General features: G+C 49.6%; 17 protein-coding genes. 5 read left to right on the forward strand and 12 right to left on the reverse strand.

Annotation, left to right across the window (positions count from 1 at the left end):
* Positions 1-17 precede the first annotated feature (17 nt).
* Complete coding sequence (xseA, locus tag ACJ8W9_RS11890; RefSeq protein WP_411361178.1) at positions 18-1346, forward strand: exodeoxyribonuclease VII large subunit; 1329 nt, start codon at positions 18-20, stop codon at positions 1344-1346.
* Here the strand turns inward: xseA and ACJ8W9_RS11895 are convergent.
* The 11 genes from ACJ8W9_RS11895 to ACJ8W9_RS11945 form a co-directional block, all read right to left on the reverse strand.
* Complete coding sequence (locus ACJ8W9_RS11895) at positions 1343-2272, reverse strand: AEC family transporter (protein WP_411360283.1); 930 nt, start codon at positions 2270-2272, stop codon at positions 1343-1345. The two genes, xseA and ACJ8W9_RS11895, sit on opposite strands and share 4 nt — an antisense overlap.
* Before the next feature lie 67 nt (positions 2273-2339).
* Positions 2340-3275 carry a porin gene (locus ACJ8W9_RS11900; RefSeq protein ID WP_411360281.1) on the reverse strand — a complete coding sequence of 312 codons (936 nt, stop codon included), beginning with the start codon at positions 3273-3275 and terminating at the stop codon, positions 2340-2342.
* Between the two features lie 139 nt (positions 3276-3414).
* Positions 3415-4692 (reverse strand): tetratricopeptide repeat protein, encoded by a 1278-nt coding sequence (locus tag ACJ8W9_RS11905; RefSeq protein ID WP_411361179.1) that lies wholly within the window; start codon positions 4690-4692, stop codon positions 3415-3417.
* A 7-nt stretch (positions 4693-4699) separates the two neighbouring features.
* A complete protein-coding gene (locus ACJ8W9_RS11910; protein WP_411360278.1) occupies positions 4700-5305 on the reverse strand; it encodes an energy transducer TonB in 606 nt (201 codons plus the stop codon).
* 5 nt (positions 5306-5310) lie between these two features.
* A complete protein-coding gene (locus ACJ8W9_RS11915) occupies positions 5311-5718 on the reverse strand; it encodes an ExbD/TolR family protein (RefSeq protein WP_034732903.1) in 408 nt (135 codons plus the stop codon).
* Positions 5719-5734: 16 nt separating this feature from the next.
* Entirely contained in the window at positions 5735-6262 is a 528-nt protein-coding gene (locus tag ACJ8W9_RS11920; protein ID WP_411360276.1) for a MotA/TolQ/ExbB proton channel family protein, read from the reverse strand.
* Positions 6263-6265: 3 nt separating this feature from the next.
* Positions 6266-7621: a MotA/TolQ/ExbB proton channel family protein gene (locus ACJ8W9_RS11925; RefSeq protein WP_411360274.1), complete on the reverse strand. Its 1356-nt coding sequence runs from the start codon at positions 7619-7621 to the stop codon at positions 6266-6268.
* A 2-nt stretch (positions 7622-7623) separates the two neighbouring features.
* Positions 7624-8400 carry a DUF3450 domain-containing protein gene (locus ACJ8W9_RS11930; protein WP_411360271.1) on the reverse strand — a complete coding sequence of 259 codons (777 nt, stop codon included), beginning with the start codon at positions 8398-8400 and terminating at the stop codon, positions 7624-7626.
* 88 nt (positions 8401-8488) lie between these two features.
* The gene (locus ACJ8W9_RS11935) at positions 8489-9754 is read right to left on the reverse strand and encodes a mechanosensitive ion channel family protein (protein WP_413694502.1); all 1266 of its coding nucleotides are present in this window, start codon (positions 9752-9754) and stop codon (positions 8489-8491) included.
* 222 nt (positions 9755-9976) lie between these two features.
* Complete coding sequence (locus tag ACJ8W9_RS11940; protein WP_411360268.1) at positions 9977-12610, reverse strand: TonB-dependent receptor domain-containing protein; 2634 nt, start codon at positions 12608-12610, stop codon at positions 9977-9979.
* A gap of 69 nt (positions 12611-12679) precedes the next feature.
* Positions 12680-14152, reverse strand: coding sequence for a hypothetical protein (locus tag ACJ8W9_RS11945; RefSeq protein ID WP_411360266.1), 1473 nt, complete (start codon positions 14150-14152; stop codon positions 12680-12682).
* A 171-nt stretch (positions 14153-14323) separates the two neighbouring features.
* Here ACJ8W9_RS11945 and ACJ8W9_RS11950 point away from each other — a divergent pair, with 171 nt between their 5' ends.
* The 3 genes from ACJ8W9_RS11950 to ACJ8W9_RS11960 are packed head-to-tail and all read left to right on the forward strand — an operon-like array spanning position 14324 to position 18716.
* Positions 14324-16066: an ATP-binding protein gene (locus ACJ8W9_RS11950; RefSeq protein WP_411361180.1), complete on the forward strand. Its 1743-nt coding sequence runs from the start codon at positions 14324-14326 to the stop codon at positions 16064-16066.
* Positions 16067-16102: 36 nt separating this feature from the next.
* Positions 16103-17011 carry a recombination-associated protein RdgC gene (rdgC, locus tag ACJ8W9_RS11955; RefSeq protein ID WP_411360263.1) on the forward strand — a complete coding sequence of 303 codons (909 nt, stop codon included), beginning with the start codon at positions 16103-16105 and terminating at the stop codon, positions 17009-17011.
* Between the two features lie 25 nt (positions 17012-17036).
* The gene (locus tag ACJ8W9_RS11960) at positions 17037-18716 is read left to right on the forward strand and encodes a dipeptidyl-peptidase 3 family protein (protein ID WP_411361181.1); all 1680 of its coding nucleotides are present in this window, start codon (positions 17037-17039) and stop codon (positions 18714-18716) included.
* Between the two features lies 1 nt (position 18717).
* On the opposite strand, the gene ACJ8W9_RS11965 is transcribed toward ACJ8W9_RS11960, so the two are convergent.
* Complete coding sequence (locus ACJ8W9_RS11965) at positions 18718-19422, reverse strand: tRNA1(Val) (adenine(37)-N6)-methyltransferase (RefSeq protein ID WP_411360261.1); 705 nt, start codon at positions 19420-19422, stop codon at positions 18718-18720.
* Positions 19423-19466: 44 nt separating this feature from the next.
* Between ACJ8W9_RS11965 and srmB the strand changes: the two genes are divergently transcribed.
* Complete coding sequence (gene srmB / locus ACJ8W9_RS11970; RefSeq protein WP_411360260.1) at positions 19467-20687, forward strand: ATP-dependent RNA helicase SrmB; 1221 nt, start codon at positions 19467-19469, stop codon at positions 20685-20687.
* Position 20688: the final 1 nt, after the last annotated feature.

Raw genomic sequence — 20688 nt, forward strand, 5'->3', positions numbered from 1 at the left:
GCAGCTGGATTGCAAGCATGAATCAACCCGTTATTTATACTGTCGCCCAACTAAATGCAGAAGTACGTCAAGTACTTGAGCAAGGCTTTGGCTCCATTTGGCTACTTGGTGAAATTTCCAACTTCGCGGCGCCAAGCTCAGGTCACTGGTACTTTACCCTGAAAGATGAGCGCGCACAGATAAAAGCGGCGATGTTTCGCAATGCCAATCAACGGGTCAAATTACGCCCGCAAAGTGGCATGCAAGTGTTGGTTCGGGCCAAGTTGACCGTCTACGAACCGCGTGGTGATTACCAGCTGATTGTCGAGCACATGGAAGATGCTGGTGCCGGTTTGCTGCAACAGCGCTACGAACAGCTCAAGCGCAAGCTGCAAAGTGAAGGCTTGTTCGCTGCTGAGCACAAACAAAACTTACCGTCGATCATTCGCCGCGTGGGTGTCATCACCTCGCCTACTGGCGCAGCGATTCGCGATATTCTTGCCGTGCTCAAGCGCCGCGATCCGCAAGTCGAAGTGATTATTTACCCAAGTGCTGTGCAAGGCCAAGCCGCGGTGCAAGACTTACTCTTTGCGCTGCAACGCGCCTGCGCGCGCAGCGAGGTCGACGTACTGATCGTTGCTCGTGGAGGCGGGTCGTTGGAGGACTTGTGGTGCTTTAACGACGAGCAATTGGCTTATGCCCTGCACAGTTGTCCACTGCCGTTAATCAGTGCGGTTGGCCACGAAGTCGACTTTACCATTGCCGATTATGTTGCTGATGTGCGTGCGCCAACGCCTTCAGCAGCCGCTGAATTGGTCAGCCGTGACCAACGCGAAACTCTGCAAAGTTTGCGCCAGCTTGATCATCGCTTGCTGCAATTTTGGCAACGCCAGCGCGCCTTCCTGCAGCAGAGTCTGCAACATTGGCAATTGCGGTTACAGCAACAACACCCGCAGCGGCGCTTGCAACAGCACAGTCAGCGGCTTGATGAATTGATGGCGCGTGCCGCACATGCCCTGAAACAACGCCAACGTCACGCACAACAGCGTTTTAACTACACCCAACAACGCTTGGTTGCGTTGCATCCGCAGCGGCAAATCCAGCCACTGCAACAAAGTTTGTCGCAATTGGAAGGTCGCTCGCAACTGGCAATTAAACAGTTGCTTAAACATTGGCAGCAACGCCAACTTGGCGCAGTACAGCAGCTGCATATCGTCAGCCCGCTACAAACGATCGCCCGTGGCTATGCGGTTTTGCGCAAGCAAGATGGCGAATTGATCCGTAGTCCACAACAATTGGTCAACGGCGAGCGTTTTTCAGTACGCGTCGCTGATGGCGAGTTTACTGCGACTAAAAACGAAAGTTAAAGCGACTGTAGGTACTGCAATAAGTAGTACCACAACGGCAAGCTGACAAAACACAACAACACACCGTAGCCGACCACAGCAGCCGCTAAGGTCGGTGCAAGCCCCGCCATAATCGCCAGTGCTCCCGCCGAGATCATCGCCGGCATCGCCGCTTCCATGATGGTGACCTGCACCGCCAATTGGTCCAGACCAAACCACATCAATAGCAGCAGCGCCACAAGCGGGGTAAGTCCTAACTTCAGCGCCAGCGCCCAGACCAAGGGACCACGGTCTTGTTGCGGCAAGCGGAACTTTAACTGAAAGCCCACCGCAACCATGATCACCGGCACTAAGGTAATTGCCAACGAATCAATAAACTGTTGTGCGACTGCTGGATAGGTCACATTTTTGAGCAGCAACGCAAGCACCAGTGCAACGAACGGCGGAAACTTGAGGATTTTCCAGGCAATGGTTTTGGCGGACGGGCGCTGGGTGGTTTGCCCAGGATCATGGCTATACACCGCGGCAATAATGGTTGCGTAAATCGACAAGATGAAGAACGAGCCTAGCTGGTCATAAAGCAGCGCATAGGGAATGCCCTCAGGCCCGAAAAATGCTTCGATCATCGGAAACCCGACAAAGGATGTGTTCCCCAGTGGGATCACAATCAACATGGCACCCGTGGTCGCCCGCGGCCACTGTCGCCACTTGGCAACTTTCAGCACCAAAGGCACGGTGAGCGCCAATAAGATCCATGGCGTCAGCGCGGGATAGAGTAACTCGGCACCGAAAGTCAGCAGCGGTATTTTCTGTAACACCAACGCTGGCAACGCGACATAGATCACGTAAGCATTAAGGATTTGGCCAGTATTTTGCGGAAATTGCGGGCTACGACGCAGTAACAAGCCAATCAGTACATAGCCAGCAATATAGAGAAAATTCGCCATCGTTCAGTATGGTTAAAGAATGATGGCGATAGTCTACTCGGTCTAAAGTAATTACGACAATTAGACTTTAGAAGCGGTGATGAATGCCAACACCTAAATAACGCTGCTCGTTCGCCAAAGTATCTAGATCACGACCCGTATACCACGCATAGACTTTAGTACTTTTGGCCAAGCGGTAATCGACACCAAACGACCACGCATTGTCTTCACCGGTATCAAAATCAATCATTTGATACTGGGCTTTGAGTTCGAAGTTACCGATTTTATGGCTAGCGCTGGTCAAGAAACCGTCTGCTTCGGCGCTGCCGTCAACCGCTTCCTGTTGATGCCACATCAGGCCCACAGTGGTCGCATCGCTGACTTTGGTATAACCGGCTAGACGCTCCACATCATAACCATCGACGTCACGATCCATCGCGGCACTGAGGTAATAGTTGGTATCATCAAGACCGTCATCACCATAATACAGTGCCATCGAATAACCATCGTCTTGGGTGTCACCCTCACTTAAGATGATGTTACCGGCAAAACTGAAATCGTAGAACTTAGGAGAGATATACATCAGCGTGTTGTTGACGCGATTTTCGCCTTCGAACAACACCTTCAAGTCGCCTTCATAGTTATTGAAGCGGTCGACATCAGCATACATGTCTTTTAACACTGTATCGTGGCGTCCGACGCGGATTTCACCGAAGCTACCGCGCAAGCCAATCCACTGGTCACGCGCATTTAGATTGTCGTCAGCGTCAAAATCAGTAAGATCAACTGCCCATTCCAGTTGATAAACAACTTCGAGGTCATCCGTTAGTTTCGTGCCGCCCTTAACGCCGATGCGCGAGCTGTTGCTTTTCAGCTCGGTATCACTGCCATCGCCGTCGTCGCTGCTTTGCAGAGAAACATCAGCACGGCCGTAAAAATCGAAGGTGATTTCATCTTGCGCGTATGCCTGAGCGCCGGTGAGTACCGCACCAGTCGTCAACATACTCAGTAGGAATTTTGTCATTGCTGCCACCTAAAGTTGCCAAATCGTACACGGAATGCACAGCTGTGCATCAGACGCCGCGTATAATATGGCAACTTTATGACAGTTTAATGACTAAATGTCATTTTTTTTGCAGTTGGATGACTTTTACATGTCGCTTTTATGACGAATGTAGTTGTTTAATCCGTTCTGCTTGCTGTTGTTCAGCGGTCGCATAGCGCTCCCACTGCATCGCTGCCTTACGCGCATCATCAAAAGCTTTCGCTTTAGCAAATGCTTGTAACGCAGGATTATAATTCTCTTGCTCAAGTTCAGCCATACCTATTACAAGATACATGGTACCCGGCTTTTCGAGCTTGCCTTTTTCGAGTGCTAATTCAGCAGCAACAATAGCGGCTTCATATTGCTCAGCGTTCAACAGCACCTGTGCGCGTTGCGCATCGAGTTCGCCGTCGTCACTCAGCTTGGCTGCGCGCTCTAAGGCGTCGACCGCTTTTTCAGTTTCGCGCGCGGCGATCCAGCTTTGCGCGAGCATTTTTAAGTTACGCAAATCGGCAGGCAGCTTCTCTTCTTTTAACGCGTATTCCATTACCTGACCGGCTTTGTAAGGGATACCGGCGAAGAAATAGCTCTGCACCAAAGTCTGCAAATCTTGGCCTTTAGTTAAAAAGCCTTGTTGATAAGCAGCTTCCAGCATCGCTAATTGCTCTTGGTCGCGCTCGAGTTGTCCATAAACCCCGGCCAACTGGATCCAGTACTCAGGCTTATTAAAATGCTTGATCATTTTTTCAAGCACTTTTGCCACTTCCACGGTTTGCTCTAACTCAAAATGAATCGCGCGTTGCAACACATACCAGTTTTCTTCACCTGCGCCACCTGCTGCTTCAGCTTTGGCAATTGCGCGTTGAATCGGTGCCAGTGCAGCAGCAAAATCGCCTTTTTGGTAAAGCGCTTGCGCCCGCAGCACATCGGCTTTGGTGGCTTGCTCATCACCCATCAACTGTTGCCATTGATCAAGGAAGCTTAAGGTTTGCGCATAATCGCCTTGGCCAAGCGCTAACTGCGCTAGGCTAAACAGGGTATTCTGCTTTAGCGCTTCCGGAATCGGATCTTCTTGCACCACTTTGGTAAAGTAAGTAATGGCTTGATCGATACGGTCTTCGCCATAGTGCATGTAGCCATAGAAGTTCCACAGCATCGCCCGCTCATAGCTGTTCATGCTACTGATCTTTGATTCAACGGTTTTCAGTGCAGCTATACCGCCACTGACGTCACCGTTGTCGGCTAGTTCTTGTGCGCGCGCCAGCTGGCTATACACCTGTTCCCGTAGCGCTGGAACGCGCTTGGTCTCTTGCGCCGTTTCTTGGGCGAACGCATGGCCGGTGTAAAGTTGTGCCACCACGGCAATGCTCATAACAGCAAGTAGTTTACGCATCATATTGCTCCTAACCATCGATTTCGAAAGTGATGCGATTCTGCACCCCTTCGACTTCAACCGCCTCGCCATTGACGACCCGCGGTTTGTACTTAAATTTCAGTACTGCATCCATGGCTGCCTGATCAAAAATCTGTTCTGGTTGCGCTTCGACAACCCGCGGATTACGAACCGTGCCCTGCTTAGTCACAGTAAATTCCACTACCACGTAACCTTCAATGCCGCGCTGCAGTGCTCGTCGTGGATAAGCAGCCTGCACTTTTACAATCGGCAGGTACTCGCCGTCACTCGCATCTAGGTTCAAACCACCACCTAATGCAGTGTCAGCTTGCACTTGCGCAGAAAAGTCATAACCACCAGCACTAGGTTCAGCATCACTACTGGTCATCTGTTGCTGGGGTAAGTCCGGCGGGGGCTCTTCTGGTTCAGGTGGCCGTTCAGGTTTGCGTTCCTTTTCCTGCACTACTTCTTCAGGTTTCACTCGCACGAAATCCAACACGCTACCCTTGGGCGGTTCGCTCATCGCGCCGTCACCACTGGTAATGAAGGACTGCATTAGAAAAAACAGACCCAGGGTTACCAGTGCTGCAACGACTAATGCTGCAATAAAACGCATAGTGTTTACTCTTCCTGCGCGGCTATGGAAACGTCATAGACGCCGGCAGCTCGTGCTGCATCCATAACTTTGATCAAAACTTCGGTGGTAGCGAGCTTATCGGCTTGAATTACCACTGAACCTTGTGGGTTCTCAGCGTACAAACGTTCGATGTTAGCTTGCACTGCGCGCACGTCGACTTGACGCTTGTTGATCCAGATTTCACCGGTATCACTGATCGCCACCAAAATACTGACACGGTCTTTTTGTACCGCAGTCGCGGCATCAGGACGGTTCACGTCAATCCCCGCCTCTTTGACGAAGGTGGCCGTCACAATAAAGAAGATCAGCATGATGAAAACCACGTCGAGCATGGGTGTCATGTCGATTTGCGCTTCTTCTTCGTCAATCAAATTTGCAAAATGTTGTTTCATAACAGACAACCCTCAATTAGTGCTCAAGTAGCATGCGGTCTTCGAGCTTCATGCGTTCGCGTTTTGCCGTGCGTTGCAACCAAGTAGTGGCAAATACGCCACTTAGCGCGCCGACCATGCCGGCCATGGTTGGAATCGTGGCTTTCGAGACGCCAGCCGCCATAGAGCGTGCATTACCGGTACCCGAAATTGCCATCACATCGAAAACTTCAATCATCCCGGTTACGGTGCCCATCAAGCCGAGCAATGGACACAACGCCACCATTGCTTGCAGAATTGGCAGTCTGCCACCGAGCGCAATCGACACCCGCGAAATCATGGCTTGGCGAATTTGCTCCGCGCGCCATGACGATTTATCAGCACGCGCTTGCCAGTTCGCTAATACAGTTTTCTTTGCTTGTTGATGACCGCGGCTGTAGTAAAAAATGCGTTCTAGAATCATCAACCACATCACGAAGATGAGGATCCCGATGGCCAGTAGAACCTGGCCACCCGTTTCAACAAAATCTCGAATTGCATTTAAAAAATCGATGATGAACAGCATGGCTTAGTGCCCCCGCTCAGAGCGCTCCGCAATAATGCCCGATGCCTGCTCTTGCAACACGTGGACGATGTTCTTACTGCGCGTGTTCAAGGTTGCGAACAATAGTGTCATCGGAATTGCGACGACCAGACCCAGTACAGTTGTCACCAACGCTTGCGAAATACCACCCGCCATCAGTTTCGGGTCGCCAGTACCGAACAAGGTAATGGCCTGGAAGGTATTGATCATACCCGTTACGGTACCGAGTAGACCGAGCAAGGGCGCGACCACAGAAATGATCTTGATGAAGGTCAGGTTGCGGGTGATTTTCGGCACCTCACGCAAAATCGCTTCGCTTAATTTCAACTCGAGGGTTTCGGTGTCAACTTGCGGATACTTATCTTGCACCGCCATCACACGACCTAATGGATTGTCCTGCTTGGCTTCGCTTTGCTTCAGCTGACGCTTCACTTTGCCACCCATCAGGGTAAGGGTAACGAAACGCTCAAGCGCAATGAGCAAACCAATGATGCCAAGGGCGATAATGATGTAACCTACGGTGTCACCTTGGTCGATACGCTCTTTCAGATTTGGTGCTTGGACCAACAAGCCAAGAATCGAACCACCGGTTGGGTCAAGACCAAATTTGACCGGTTGCTCATCACCTTGCTCGAGGGCTTCAGCGGTTGCCGTAAAGCGACCACTTGGCTGACGAATCAATTCAGCGACTGCATCAGTCCCTGGTACCAATTCCAGATATTGACCGTCGGCGACCATGTTAAAGGTACCCACACGCACAACCGGCTTGGTGACTTTCTCACCATTGGCTAGTGTTACTTCGGTTTCAAAGTTGCTGACCTTGCCTGACTCAGTCATTTCTTGCTGCAACGCAAACCACACTGACTCGATTTCTTCGATGCTGGCAAGCTTCGAGCTCGAGCCCATTTTCTGCGCCAAGTCACTTAACGCATCGCTGCGTCCTGGAAACTCCACCGACACATAAGAGTTCTGCAATGTGCTTGCAGTATCACCAGCAACTTGTTGCAGTACACCAAACAATTCTTTTAATGAACCCATACGCTGCGTTAGCGCATCTTCAAGCGCGGCTAAGTCACGTTCATTGGTTTCAAACTGACTCTCTAACTCAGCGCTCAGTTGCTCAAGACGATCGCGCTGCGCGATAGCCTCGCGTAAGATTTGCTCTTGCTCAGCCGCTTCAGCTTGAAAGCGTGCTTCACGTGCTTGGTTATCTTGGGTTTGGGCAAATTTGCCATCTTTCAATTGCTGTAGTAGCTCATCCAAGTTCACTGGTTCTTGCGCCGCCAGCGGCATTGCAAAAACGAGACCCACAGCTGCAATAAGATGCTTCAGTTTCAACATGATTATTCTCCTGCCTGCGCGCTGTCAGTGAAAATTGGCAACATCAACAAATCTGGTGCCAGTTGTTTGCGAGCGATGCGCAATGCTTCTTGCACGTCACTTGCGTAACTCGCATCAAGGTCTTGCCATTCGCGCGCTTGCTGATTCCACACCGCGAGCTGCTCACCATTGCGGGTCTTATAGATGAACGCTGTACGTCCAACCCGAAGAAATTCGACTTCTTGCGCTTGACCATCGACTGCCATTTCACCGTTGTAGGCTTCAATGGTGCGACCATAGTCAGCTTCGATTTGGTAGGCTTCCATCACGCGGCGGAACTTCTCTGACACATCGACATCGGCGCGATCCATCAAATCTTGCAAGCTGGCAATACGATTGGCACGCTCATCTGCTAAGAAGGGAACATCTAGCTCAACAAAGGTCTCAAGACTCTCGATCATGCGCAGCATAAGTGGCGTGATTTGGCGTTCCACCACACTGACTTCGTCAATCGACGCATTCAAATCAAGCTGCTCTTGCTCTTGAAAATCGATCTGTCGCTGTAATTGCTGCACATAGACTTCAAGGCCAGAGATTTGACGGTTGATTTGCTTGTATTGCTGCATCCGCTCTTGCGTGGTGTCAGCAATTTTGTCGACAGTAAGTTGTGATGAGCGGGCTGCTTGGTTGATTTCTGTTGCCGCGTCGACAACAGGTTCAAGTGCCTGCTCCTGGGCGAGAGCACTGGTGCTTGCTAACATTGCAGCAAGTACCATGGTGCGGGCAAAACATGCTTTCATGGAAGTACCTTGCACACGTAATGAATGATGGTGTGCAAGATACGTCACTTCTGTGACAGCTTAGTGACTGCTTTATGTCAGTTATATTTCAAGATGAACTTTTTTTGTTACTTTCATTGAAGTTTCGTGTCATTTCACGCATATCAATACCGCTAGGATGCTGGAACACACGTAAACCGAACTCAGGTAGGATTGAAAGTAGATGGTCAAAAATATCTGATTGTATCCCCTCGTACTCAGTCCACGCCGTAGTATTGGTAAAGCAATAGACCTCGAGCGGCAAACCATCAGCAGTAGGATTCAACTGCCGCACCATGAGCGTCATTTCTTGATGGACGTTCGGGTGATTCTTTAAATACTGCAAGACATAAGCTCGGAACGTACCAATGTTGGTGATACGCCGCGTATTAACCGGTTCCTTGCCTTCATCTTTGAGTTGTTGATTCCAATCATCGATTTCTTGCTGCTTGGTCTTGAGGTAATCGCGCAATAAGCGAAAACGTTTCAGCGAACTCAGTTCATCTTCGGTAAGAAAATGTAAGCTTTGTTGATCGAGCAAGACGCTACGCTTAATCCGCCGTCCGCCTGACTCTTGCATACCACGCCAGTTTTTGAATGGGTCGGAAATAAAGCGACGGGTTGGAATAAAGGTAATAGTTTTATCCCAGTTCTGTACCTTTACTTGGTGTAGCGCGATATCAATGACATCGCCGTCAGCATTCAAGTTCGGCATCTCGACCCAATCACCCACACGAATGATGTCGTTCGAGGTGATCTGCACGCTCGCAACCAAACTTAATAGCGTATCTTGGAATACCAACATCAGTACCGCGGCCATGGCACCCAAACCCGAGAGCAAAATGACCGGCGACTTATCAATTAAAACGGCGATCATCAGAATGCTGGCAACCGCGTAAATCACGATTTTGGCGACTTGGATATAACCCTTAATGGGCCGTTCATGCGCATCAGGCTGTCGCTCATAGAGCATATTGACTATGGTCAAGGTGCCGCTAATTGCGCGCGCAATGGTGATCACAATGAAGGCATAGCAAACATTAGTGACCACAATAGAAATTTCTTCGACTAAGTTCGGCACCGAACTAATACCAAAGGCAATCACTAAAGCGGGCACGACGTTAGCAAGGCGCGCGACGATATTGCGCTCGATGGCTTGGCGATCTTTGCCGGCAGGAGTGTAGGTTAAGAAATTCAACAAGCCGCGCAGCAAAATCTTCTTCACCACAAAGTTGGCCACCCAAGCCCCAGCCAACAGCAGGCCAAGTTTGGTCAAGGTGTCCATGTCGGGATGTTCAATCAGCCACTTTTCAGCGGTCTCAAGTTTGTCTTTCAGTTCCTGCTGCATAAGATCCGTGATTCGTGATTCGTGATTCGTGATTCGTGATTCGTGATTCGTTAAAGAGTAAACCATGGGGATCGTCTTTTCTATACGATTATTAGACAAATTTACCTATCTTTAAGTCACTCGTATTTTCCTCACCCTACCGAATAACGAACAACGAGTAACGAAAAAAGGGAGCCGAAGCTCCCTTTGTAGATGAAATCAACCGTGCCATCAGAACGAGTAGCTGTATTCCAAGCTAATCGCAGTACCCACATTACGGCTTTGGATGGTACGACCGTTTTGCTCGATTTCAACCTCATCACCAAGCAGGTTTTGCACCTTAAACTTCAGTTTTGAGTTGAAGTCTGGATAGTAGGTGTAAACTGCGTCAAGGCTATGGAACGGTTGTTCGAAGGCATCATCGATACCCACTTCACCCTGTTTCACCCCAGCGAAAGCAATACGCTCACCTGCCACGTTATAAATCAACGATGCACTGTGTTCACCATTGAGTGAGTCGTAACCTAACTGCAAGTTCGCAACATACTCAGAGTGACCGGTCATGCGACGGGTGTTGTTGGTAAGTTCTACGTTACCGGTGTTGGCGATGCTGATTTCTGAGTCAGACAAAGTCAAGTTACCGGTTAGGAACAAACCATCGGTGATGCTGGTTAAGTCTTTTAAGAACTCAAACTCAATCCCGTAAACTTCACCGGCTTGACCGTTCAAGAAGGTGATCACTCGGTCAGAGTCCGTACCTTTAGCTTCTACGGCTTCGATTGGGTTCGCCAAATCTTTGTAGAACGCCGCTACCGAGTAGTTTTCACCAGACGGTAAGTACCATTCCCAACGTACGTCGAAATTATCGATATCAGTGGTCAACAATTCACTGTTACCGCGCACTTTGAAGTTGGTGATTGGGTCAACGAAGATAACTTCAGTCAATTCACGCAAGTCTGGACGCACCACGGTGCTACCGTAACCAAAGCGCAGTTGCATTTCGTCGTTGAGCTGATACGTCAGCGCCAGTGAACCATAGATGTCATCTTCCATGCGACCGGCTTCAGCTGGGTCACCAATCATGGTCATATCACGGATATCAAGTTGGGCCGCCACTTGCGTGTACTGCTCCCAACGCAAACCACCGCTCACACGCCAATCTTGATTGACCTGGACGTCGAGCAAACCGTAGCCAGCTTCGATTTGTTGCGCGGCTAAGTAGTTTGGATCGGTTGCTGTAGGTGCACCAAATAAAGCTAAACCAAACTCGCCGTCGGTAATGTTGGCATCACTGAAAAGATCGTTATAGCCAACGTTGACGAGGTCTTCGTTTGCAACTTGCTCAGCACTGATGGCGAACCGGCGCGAGTATGACGAACGCGCTTTCTTCGAAACTTGACCACCACCCTTCACCAAAATTTCCATATCGGCCAAGTAAAGTGGTAACTCACCATCTACACGCCAATCTTGCGCATCATCTTGCAAGGTTTGATATTGCAATGTAGTTGCGGTACGCGTTTGTTGGAAAGCCAAATCACCGATGCCTTCACCCAAATCACGGTTGTTGATGCGACGGTAAAAGATTTCGCCCGGAGCATCTCGGTTCGCGCGTGAATCAGCATATTGCCAATCTAAGGCAAAACCCCAGAACTGCGGGAAGTAGTGCGAACCACGAATTTGATTGGTCAACAATTCACGCTGTTCGTACCGGATGTCCGTGTCGTAGTAGCTTAGGTTGTCTTCGTCGATTGAGTTGAGCGTTTCGATACCACCTTGCTCTACCCGATCAGCGGTATTGCGCAAGAATATAGTCGAGGTCTCAACCTTGTGATAATCGCCTACTTGAATACCAAAGTTCAGCAAACCACTGACTTCAACGTCCTGTTGCGTCACGCGCGTTTCACTGCGTTGGTTGACAACCGCTTCACCATTGGCAAGACCCAGCACTTCTTCAGTTTCTTCAGTGTTTGACCAGCCGGTGTCGTAATCCACGCCAGCTAAGAAACCGAAAGTGATATCGCTACCCAAGTCGTAATTGTTACCGTAGGTCAATGAGCCTTTAATATCTGGACTCATAGACTTGCTGTACACTTCGTTTTGGGTATTCAGTGATGCCGCCAAGTTACGGTTAATCGCTGCCGCATCGGCAAATGAGATACCTTCAAAAGAAGCGATACTGGCGGTATTGATAGACTCTTGATAGCGCACCAACGCGTCCAACATTTCTGTTGATAATGCGCGTGTACCATCGTCTTCGCCCATCCAATCATCGCCACCACCAGAATAACTCAAACCATCGTCAGAAAAGTTCGTGTTATAACCAGTGCCAATCGACACATCAAACACTTCTTCGGTTGGAATTGAAACCGTGCGGATATCAACGTTACCACCACCAAAGTTGGCTGGCATGTCTGGTGAATATGACTTTTGTACTGACATGCTCTCGATGATGCTCGCGGGGAACATATCAAGTGGAATAACGTTACGCGTCGGATCAGGCGAAGGCACTGAAGCACCATTTAACTGGGTGCTTGAATAACGTTCACCAAGACCGCGCACATAAATAAATTTACCATCGACCAGGGTCAAACCAGTAACACGGCGCAATGCCGATGCCGCATCGCTATCGCCAGTGCGTGAGATTTGCTCAGCACCAAGAATATCAGCGACGAAAGCTTGTGCTTTACGTTCTTCTACGACTGCTGCCGCAGAACCTTGCAAACGTGTTCCTGTGGTTACCACTTCTTCGATAGCGGTGTCGCTGCTGGTTTGCTCGTCTTGCTGAGCATAAGCAACTGAACTAGACAACGCGAGCGCAATCGCGAGGCCTAGCTTACTTTGATTTAATACAGCCTGCTTTTTCATAGGAAACTCCGAGTGCGTGACATGAGAATTACGGGGAAAGTTGCACATCCGTGTGCCCCTAATCCTTGCTTAGTCGCGCAGGCCTACGGTCCAGCCGTTGGTCCAATCGTCGTCTTCACTCACCGCACCGATGAAGTCTACGTCATCAAAGAATGGGTCGATGCTGCTCAAGTCAGTTTTCGGAGTCACAGTTACTGGCGCGCCAGAACCGTCAGTGATTTCGCTTGCAGTCACGTAACCAGAAGCTAATACGCTTGCGGTTTCGTCCAGTGTGACGTTTGAATCAACACCTTGGAACCAGTCTTGAGTCGTGGTATCAGCAAAGTTTTCGCTACAGGCGATGACTGAGTTTTCGATGGTCAAATCACCTGCTTGTGCCGCTGCAACTGTTGCAGAGTTGTCGATTTCAAGACACTCGCCACGCGCGTCAGTGATCACGAAGTTGTACAATGCACCGCGCGTACCTTCACGTACCAATACACCTTCAGATTCGTCAGAACCGTCAGTTGCAGTCAATGAACCGATTGAAGTGAAGTTCGCAATGATAGGGTTTGAGTATGGCGTTGCGTCGTTGTTACCGCTGTTACCGTCAGCTTCGATTGCACGGTTAGCACGGTCGTCTGCGTGTTTCACCAAGATGTACTGGATTTTACCTTGCCAGCCATCAGCCCAGTCCAACGAGTCATCGTCGTTACCGGTCAACACAACGTTTTTCACGTTAGCTGCGCCACCGAAGAACTCGATACCGTCGTCCAAGTTGTTGTGCACTTGGATGTATTCAAGCGTAGTACCTGAACCAACAGCGTAGAAAGTGATACCGTTCAGTTCGTTATCCAATGAGACTTCGTAGCCGGCGTATTTAACCAAGACATAACGCATGATGCCTGAGTTGTCTTCGTTGTCATCGCCACCATAGAAACCTGCACCGCCTTCACCTTGCAATACGCAGTTTGCTAGATCGTTCTGGTCACATTTGTTCGAGATACCGAAACCGTTGATGACTACGCCACCCCACAAGCCACGAGCGTTAGGGTTGGTAATCTGATCATCTAATTCTTGTACTGAAGTAAAGGTAATTGGAGCGTTACGGTTACCTTCTGCGATGATGTCTGCACCACGTGAGATGCGTACGAACGCGTCGCCGTCTTCAAATGCCAAAGTTGCGCCAGCATCGATGGTCAAAGTTGGACCGTCACGATTCACTTCTGCTGTTGCTTCAATGTTTTCACCGATGTACAAACCGTTCGGGAAAATGTGCGCTCCGCCTGGTAATTCGACCAAACGGATGTCAGATGTGACTGGGCTTTCTGGAGTTGAGAAGCTGCGTGGGTATACGCAATCTGCGCCAATTTTCTCACCACGAACCTCGGTGCCTGATGCTTCGTACGAAGCACAGTTGTTGGTGTCAGTAGTACCGCCACCGTTGTTAGTGGTATTTGAGTTATCGATTGAAGTCGGGGTCAAGTTGATGTCGCCACCACAACCAGCTAGGAACATAGATGCGGTAAGAGCAGACAAGGCAAAAGCTTTAGTGCGATTCATGAGAGTCTCCGTAGGATGACGATGAAATTTAATTTTCGAGGGGCACTTTAAAGTTGCTATGTGACAGTGCGGTGACACCAATATGAACCCTTCATGACAGCATTGAGAGCTAGCTATTGCGCTCAATATTAAATGGGATACACTGACCACAAGATAAAAATGAGAAGCTAGATGGCCGGTACCACCAGTATTTCCAAGTCACTATTGACCAACGTTTTGTCAGTGTATTTTGTCCTTACACTGATGGTTACTTGTGTGCAATTAATGGGTGAGTACTTTGATACCAAGAGCCAGCTGGTCGAAGAATTGCAGAATCAGCAGAGTACTTTTAGCAACTCGTTAGCGCGTTCATTGTGGGAATATAACGATGAGCAAATTGAGCTGATTGCAGAAGGTTTGATCAACATCCCAGCCATCGCCGGCATCATTATTCGCGATGAAAACGGCGAAGTTGTAGTTAAACTTGGTCTCACCGAGAGTCTCAACTCGCTGAATATTACCCGCGACGTTGAAGACCTAGTCATCGAAGAATACAACGGCTTATTTGGTTACTACGCATCGATTATTTTTGAATTCGCTGGTGAATCGAATCGCGTTGGCGATGTAACCCTTTATTCCACACGTGACATCGCTCTAGACCGTATTAAGTTTAGCTTGTACTTCATCTTCGGCAACGCCATCGTCAAAAGTACTTTTCTTATCGTGTTGTTCACTCTCGCTTTCAACCGCATGTTGAACCGGCCGATGAGTATGCTGACCCAACAAATACGTAATTTCCGCCTTGATGATTTGACCCATTCGCGGATTAACCTCAAGGATAACCGCCACGCTGAATTCACCATGTTAGAGCAAGCGTACAATCAGCTGCTAGATAACATTGAGGATTATCAAACCGATTTGAAGCGCACTGAACAACAATTGTTGCAAGCGAATCGGCAATTAGACGAGCAAAATGCCATGCTCGAACAAGAAGTGGCCCGCAAAACCTCTAGTCTTAGCCAAGTTTTAACTGACCTTGAAGGACAGAAAAACGAGTTGGAGCGGCGCCAAGATAAATTGGTAAAAGAGATCCGGCAGCGCAAACTCATCGAAGAGGACCTGCGCGAAACCAACGACCAATTACAAAACTCGGTTACTGCGTTTGAACGCGTACAAGATCAACTGGTGGAGTCGGAACGACTCGCATCACTCGGGCGTTTGGTACCAGGCATCACCCATGACGTCAGTACACCGATTGGCATTGGCATTACCGCAACCAGTGTCGCGCGCGAGAAACTCGAATCGATTCAACAAGCGCTCGCCAATCGGGAACTCACCTCAGCTCAATTAGAGGAGTTACTGACCGCAAGCGTAGAAAGCGTTCAGTTGGCAGAAAGTAACCTCGATCGCGCATCGGTATTGTTGGGAGGCTTCAAACAGGTCGCGGTCGACCAAACCTCCGACGCGGTTCGTGAGATTGAATTACAAAGCTATCTGCAAAGTTTACTCACTACCCTACGACCGAAGTTTAAGGCGACCCCACATGAGGTAGAACTCGATATAGTTGAGCCGCTCACCTTACGCTGCAACGCCGGAGCATTAGCGCAAATCATTTCAAATCTTGTGCTAAATTCGCTGCTCCATGCATTTGACGATGACCAACAAGGCTTAATTAAAATACGTGCCGAGCGCGCAGGCGATCGACTTATCTTGCGCTGTAGCGACAACGGTAAAGGTTTGAATGAGGAACAACTGGAACACCTATTTGAACCGTTTTACACCACCCGCCGTGAACGTGGCGGCAGTGGCTTAGGTACCCACATTGTACGTAACCTTGTGGTGCAAACCTTTGGTGGTAAAATTTCCGTGAAATCAGCCCCAGGTGCTGGGCTTTCTTATACGATTGAACTTCCCGTCCAATTCAGTGACCGCTGAGGTCATTGGCAAAACTAAAATCAAGGATTGTTTTTTATGTGGTTTCGCAATTTGCGTATTTACACTCTCGCTGACGACTTTTCACTGACCACCGATTTAGAAGCAGCGCTCGAAGAGCATGCATTTCGCCCATGTGGCCGCAGTGAATTGGCGAGCTTTGGCTGGTACTCGCCATTTGGTGCGCGCAGCGAAGTGCGCTACCACCAACAGGGCAAGCAATATCTGTTCTGTGCACGAAAAGAAGAAAAAGTATTACCGGCGAGCGTCGTGAATGCGCAACTCGATGAGCAAATTGAAGCACTCGAAGCGGAACAAGGTCGCAAAGTGGTTGGCAAAGAAAAGCAAACCATGAAAGAAGACCTGATTCATCAACTTCTTCCGCAGGCATTTACCCGTTTTAAAATGACTTGGGGCATGCTCGACTTGAATCTTGGCATCGTTGTTGTCGATGCTTCAGCAAGTGGTCAAGCCGAGGATTTTCTTGGCCTATTACGCAGTAGCTTGGGTTCTTTGCCGGTTAAACCATGGTTTAGCGAGCAACCTACTGAGTTGTACTTCACCGCATGGCTTAAACAAGGTTCGATTCCCGGTGATTTTGCCTTTGGGGATGAAGCAGAACTTCGCGGCACGGATGAAGATGGTGGCGTGATTCGTTGTAAACGTCACGAGCTGACCAGCCCAGAAATTCTAGCGCACCTTGATCATGGTAAACAGGTCAGCAAACTTGCGGTTGAATGGCAAGAACGCATCACTATGATGATTGAAGAAGATATGGCAATTAAGCGCTTCAAACCGACAGATGTATTGCTTGACGAACAAGACAAGCTGGTTGACGCTACGCCAGAACAAAAAATCGACGCCGACTTTGCATTGTTAGCAGGTGAACTCAGTGAGTTGTTCCCGCAGCTCGTGAATTTATTTGATGCAGAATTAAACATAAATTAAGCGCAGCGTTTATTCGGAGGCAGCTATGAAAACTTTTTATCTCAGTAGCGCAGCACTAGCGGTGCTCACCCTGACCGCTTGCGGGCAACCAGCGCAAAACCAAACTGAATCGCCCCCCACAACGGAAACAACGGCACCCTCGCACCAATTACTTGAATCCGCGCAAGGGCGCTTAGATATCTATCAGAGCGTCGACTTGACCGCTGATTTGAGCCAGCTCTCAGAAGATCAGTTAAAAATGATTCGCTTGCTGATTGACGCATCCACCATTATGGATGATTTATTTTGGCAGCAAGCCTATGCTGGTGACCGCGAAGCCCTATTGAACAGCGTTGATGACCCACAAGTAAGACAGTTCATTGAAGTTAACTATGGTCCATGGGACCGCTTGAACAACAACCAAGCCTTCCTGACCGGCTTCGGCGAAAAACCTGCTGGTGCTAATTATTACCCCGCGGATATGAGCAAAGCTGAGTTTGAGCAAGCGGAGTTCACCGGTAAAGTCGATTTATATACCCTGGTACGCCGCAATGATGCAGGGGAACTCTACGCAGTTCCATACAATCAGGTCTACGCAGAGCAACTTACCGCAGCCGCAGAATTGCTGCGTAAAGCTGCTGATTTTGCCGAGAGCGAAAGCTTTGCCAATTATTTGCGCCTGCGTGCCGATGCGTTTGAAAGCAACGAGTACCAAGCTTCGGACTTCGCTTGGATGGATATGACCGACAACGCGGTCGATATCGTCATGGGCCCTATCGAAACTTATGAGGACCAGTTGTACGGCTATCGTGCAGGATTCGAGTCTTATGTGCTGATCAAAGACTTGACGTGGAGTCAGCGGCTTGAAAAATATGCCGAGTACTTGCCGGAATTGCAGCGTGACCTACCGGTTGCAGCTGAGTACAAAACCGAAATGCCGGGCTCTGGGGCACAGCTCAACGCCTATGACGTGGTGTATTACGCGGGACATTCCAATGCCGGTAGTAAAACCATTGCGATTAACCTACCCAACGACGAGCAAGTGCAACTCGAAAAAGGGACACGCCGTCTGCAATTAAAGAATGCCATGCGCGCGAAATTCGATGAAATTTTGCTGCCGATTGCAGACCAGTTAATTGTCCCTGAGCAACGCGAGCATATTACCTTTGATGCGTTCTTTGCCAACACTATGTTCCACGAAGTTGCGCATGGTTTAGGTATCAAAAACACTATCGATGGTAGCAGTACCGTGCGCGAAGCCTTAAAAGAGCATGCGTCACCGCTAGAAGAAGGCAAAGCGGACATTCTAGGTCTGTATATGGTCACGCAGCTGTTAGAAAAAGGCGTGATCACTGAGGGCGTATTGGAAGACTATTACACCACCTTCTTAGCGGGTATCTTCCGTTCAGTGCGGTTTGGCGCCTCCAGTGCGCACGGCAAAGCCAATATGATTCGTTTCAACTACTTCGCCGATGCGGGTGCCTTTACTCGCAATGAAAATGGCCAGTATGCAGTCGACATGGCCGCCATGCGTAGCGCTATGGCAAGCTTGTCAGAGAAAATCCTGGCGCTGCAAGGCGATGGTGACTATGCCGGGGTTGGTGAATTGTTCGAAACCATGGGTAATGTCAGCCCAACTTTGCAAGCTGACCTCGACCGCCTTTCCGACGCAGCGATCCCAGTCGATATCACCTTTAACCAAGGCAAGGACGTGCTTGGTTTATAAGTCAATCATGCTGACCGGCGAGGTAAAACTCGCCGGTTAAGCGCCGAAATGCCTCGCTATATCTAGCTCCCTCGTGCACGGTCAATTGCTCAGTATTGAGCTGTTGTGCAGGCTCACGTTGCCACCCATGCACCATCAGCTTAACCGGTTTACGGGCGGTCGTTTTAATCGCCAGACTATCCACCAAATACCAGCCATTGGCCGCCATTTGCGTTGCTATACGTTGGCTGACGCTTAGCGGTAAAATCCAATAAAAGCGCCCACCAGCGCTCAGATGTGCCGCCGCGCAATGCGCCCATTCCAGCAGATCGGTGGTGCCTTGGCGAGCAAGCTCACGCGTCGCCGAGGCGCTCGGCAACTGTTGATTAAAGTAAGGTGGATTACATACCACTAGCTCAAACTGCGTAGGTTCTCGCCAAGTTTGCACATCCGCTTGGCACACTTGAATTCGGTGTGGCCATGGACTTGCGGCGACATTTTGTTGCGCTTGCAGCACCGCCGCTGGCTCGAGTTCAAGCGCGGTCACCTGCGCCGCCGGCGCGCGCTGAGCTAGCATTAACGCCAATAATCCACTGCCAGTGCCCAAATCGAGCACGTGCGAAACCCCTGTGACCGGCACATAACTACCCAAAATCAGGCTGTCGGTGCTGACTTTCATCGCACATTGGTCATCTTTGATATAAAATTGACGGCATTGAAAGCCCATAGCGACCCCGACTCTGGCACCAACTTGTAAGTAAGGACTCAAACATGACCCCAGATTGGGATCAACTCGAACTCGACGACGAACTCATCGATGTGCTGCTTGCGGCAGAACTCAACAAGCCCGCCAAAGTGCAGCAGGCGGTCATTCCGTTAGCTCTAGCGGGTAAAGATCTGTTGGTAAATTCACCCACCGGTACGGGTAAAACACTGGCGTTTTTATTACCAGCACTGCAGCACTTACTGGATTTTCCACGGCATCAACCTGGCCCGGCACGGGTTCTCATTTTGGCGCCAACGCGTGAACTAGCGCAACAAATTGCTGAACAGGCCGATGCGTTCGAAGAAACTTCTGGGTTGCGCACCATTTTGGTTACCGGCGGTGTCAATTATGGCAGCCAACATGCACTACTGGAACAGCCGCACGATATTTTAGTTGCCACACCTGGGCGTCTGATCGACTTACTTAATGCGCAGCAATATGAGCTCGAGCAAATTGAATGGTTGATTATCGACGAAGCCGATCGAATGCTAGATATGGGCTTTGCCGAGAGTGTGAAGCTTATTGCCGGCTCGGCGATGCATCTGAAACAAAGCTTGTTGTTCTCCGCTACGCTGGAAAGTAGTGGCGTCAAGAAATTTTCCGCTGCCATTCAACGCGAACCGGAACATTTAGAGATTCAACCGCCGAAACGCGAGAAAGGCAAAATCGTCCAGCGCTGGTATCAGGCCGACGGCACCGAGCACAAGTTTAAGTTGCTCTGTCGTTTACTGACCGAGTTTACCGGTCGCCGGATCGTATTCGTGCGCAAGCGCGAACGCGTCGATGAATTAGCCGGTCAATTGCGCCAGCAAGGCATCAAAACCATCACGCTGCGTGGTGATATGCCACAAGACGAACGGCAAAAGATGATCGCGCGCATGGAACGGTACGCTGACGCAACATTGATTGCCACTGATGTCGCCGCACGCGGTATTGATATCGAAGATATTGAGTTGGTGGTCAACTACGATTTACCGCGGCAAGCTGATGTTTATCAGCACCGTATTGGTCGTACTGCGCGAGCTGGTAAAACAGGTGTTGCAGCGTCACTGGTCGAAGCCCATGATGCCGAATTGCTAGGCCGTATCGAGCGCTATCAAACAGCTAAACACGACAGTAAAATTGAACGCCGCGTTTATGCCGAATTAAAACCGCAATTTAAGTTTCCTGATGCGCGCAAACGCACCAAGAAAAAGAAAAGTAAAAGCAAGACCAAAAAGAAGTAAT

Source organism: Pseudidiomarina salilacus (assembly GCF_047323925.1).
In the GTDB taxonomy this organism is placed as follows: Bacteria; Pseudomonadota; Gammaproteobacteria; order Enterobacterales; family Alteromonadaceae; genus Pseudidiomarina; species Pseudidiomarina salilacus.

Coding starts and splice junctions, on each gene's coding strand:
- xseA (WP_411361178.1), top strand. CDS start 18: ATGAATCAACCCGTTATTTATACTGTCGCCCAACTAAATGCAGAAGTA.
- ACJ8W9_RS11895 (WP_411360283.1), bottom strand. CDS start 2,272: ATGGCGAATTTTCTCTATATTGCTGGCTATGTACTGATTGGCTTGTTA.
- ACJ8W9_RS11900 (WP_411360281.1), bottom strand. CDS start 3,275: ATGACAAAATTCCTACTGAGTATGTTGACGACTGGTGCGGTACTCACC.
- ACJ8W9_RS11905 (WP_411361179.1), bottom strand. CDS start 4,692: ATGATGCGTAAACTACTTGCTGTTATGAGCATTGCCGTGGTGGCACAA.
- ACJ8W9_RS11910 (WP_411360278.1), bottom strand. CDS start 5,305: ATGCGTTTTATTGCAGCATTAGTCGTTGCAGCACTGGTAACCCTGGGT.
- ACJ8W9_RS11915 (WP_034732903.1), bottom strand. CDS start 5,718: ATGAAACAACATTTTGCAAATTTGATTGACGAAGAAGAAGCGCAAATC.
- ACJ8W9_RS11920 (WP_411360276.1), bottom strand. CDS start 6,262: ATGCTGTTCATCATCGATTTTTTAAATGCAATTCGAGATTTTGTTGAA.
- ACJ8W9_RS11925 (WP_411360274.1), bottom strand. CDS start 7,621: ATGTTGAAACTGAAGCATCTTATTGCAGCTGTGGGTCTCGTTTTTGCA.
- ACJ8W9_RS11930 (WP_411360271.1), bottom strand. CDS start 8,400: ATGAAAGCATGTTTTGCCCGCACCATGGTACTTGCTGCAATGTTAGCA.
- ACJ8W9_RS11940 (WP_411360268.1), bottom strand. CDS start 12,610: ATGAAAAAGCAGGCTGTATTAAATCAAAGTAAGCTAGGCCTCGCGATT.
- ACJ8W9_RS11945 (WP_411360266.1), bottom strand. CDS start 14,152: ATGAATCGCACTAAAGCTTTTGCCTTGTCTGCTCTTACCGCATCTATG.
- ACJ8W9_RS11950 (WP_411361180.1), top strand. CDS start 14,324: ATGGCCGGTACCACCAGTATTTCCAAGTCACTATTGACCAACGTTTTG.
- rdgC (WP_411360263.1), top strand. CDS start 16,103: ATGTGGTTTCGCAATTTGCGTATTTACACTCTCGCTGACGACTTTTCA.
- ACJ8W9_RS11960 (WP_411361181.1), top strand. CDS start 17,037: ATGAAAACTTTTTATCTCAGTAGCGCAGCACTAGCGGTGCTCACCCTG.
- ACJ8W9_RS11965 (WP_411360261.1), bottom strand. CDS start 19,422: ATGGGCTTTCAATGCCGTCAATTTTATATCAAAGATGACCAATGTGCG.
- srmB (WP_411360260.1), top strand. CDS start 19,467: ATGACCCCAGATTGGGATCAACTCGAACTCGACGACGAACTCATCGAT.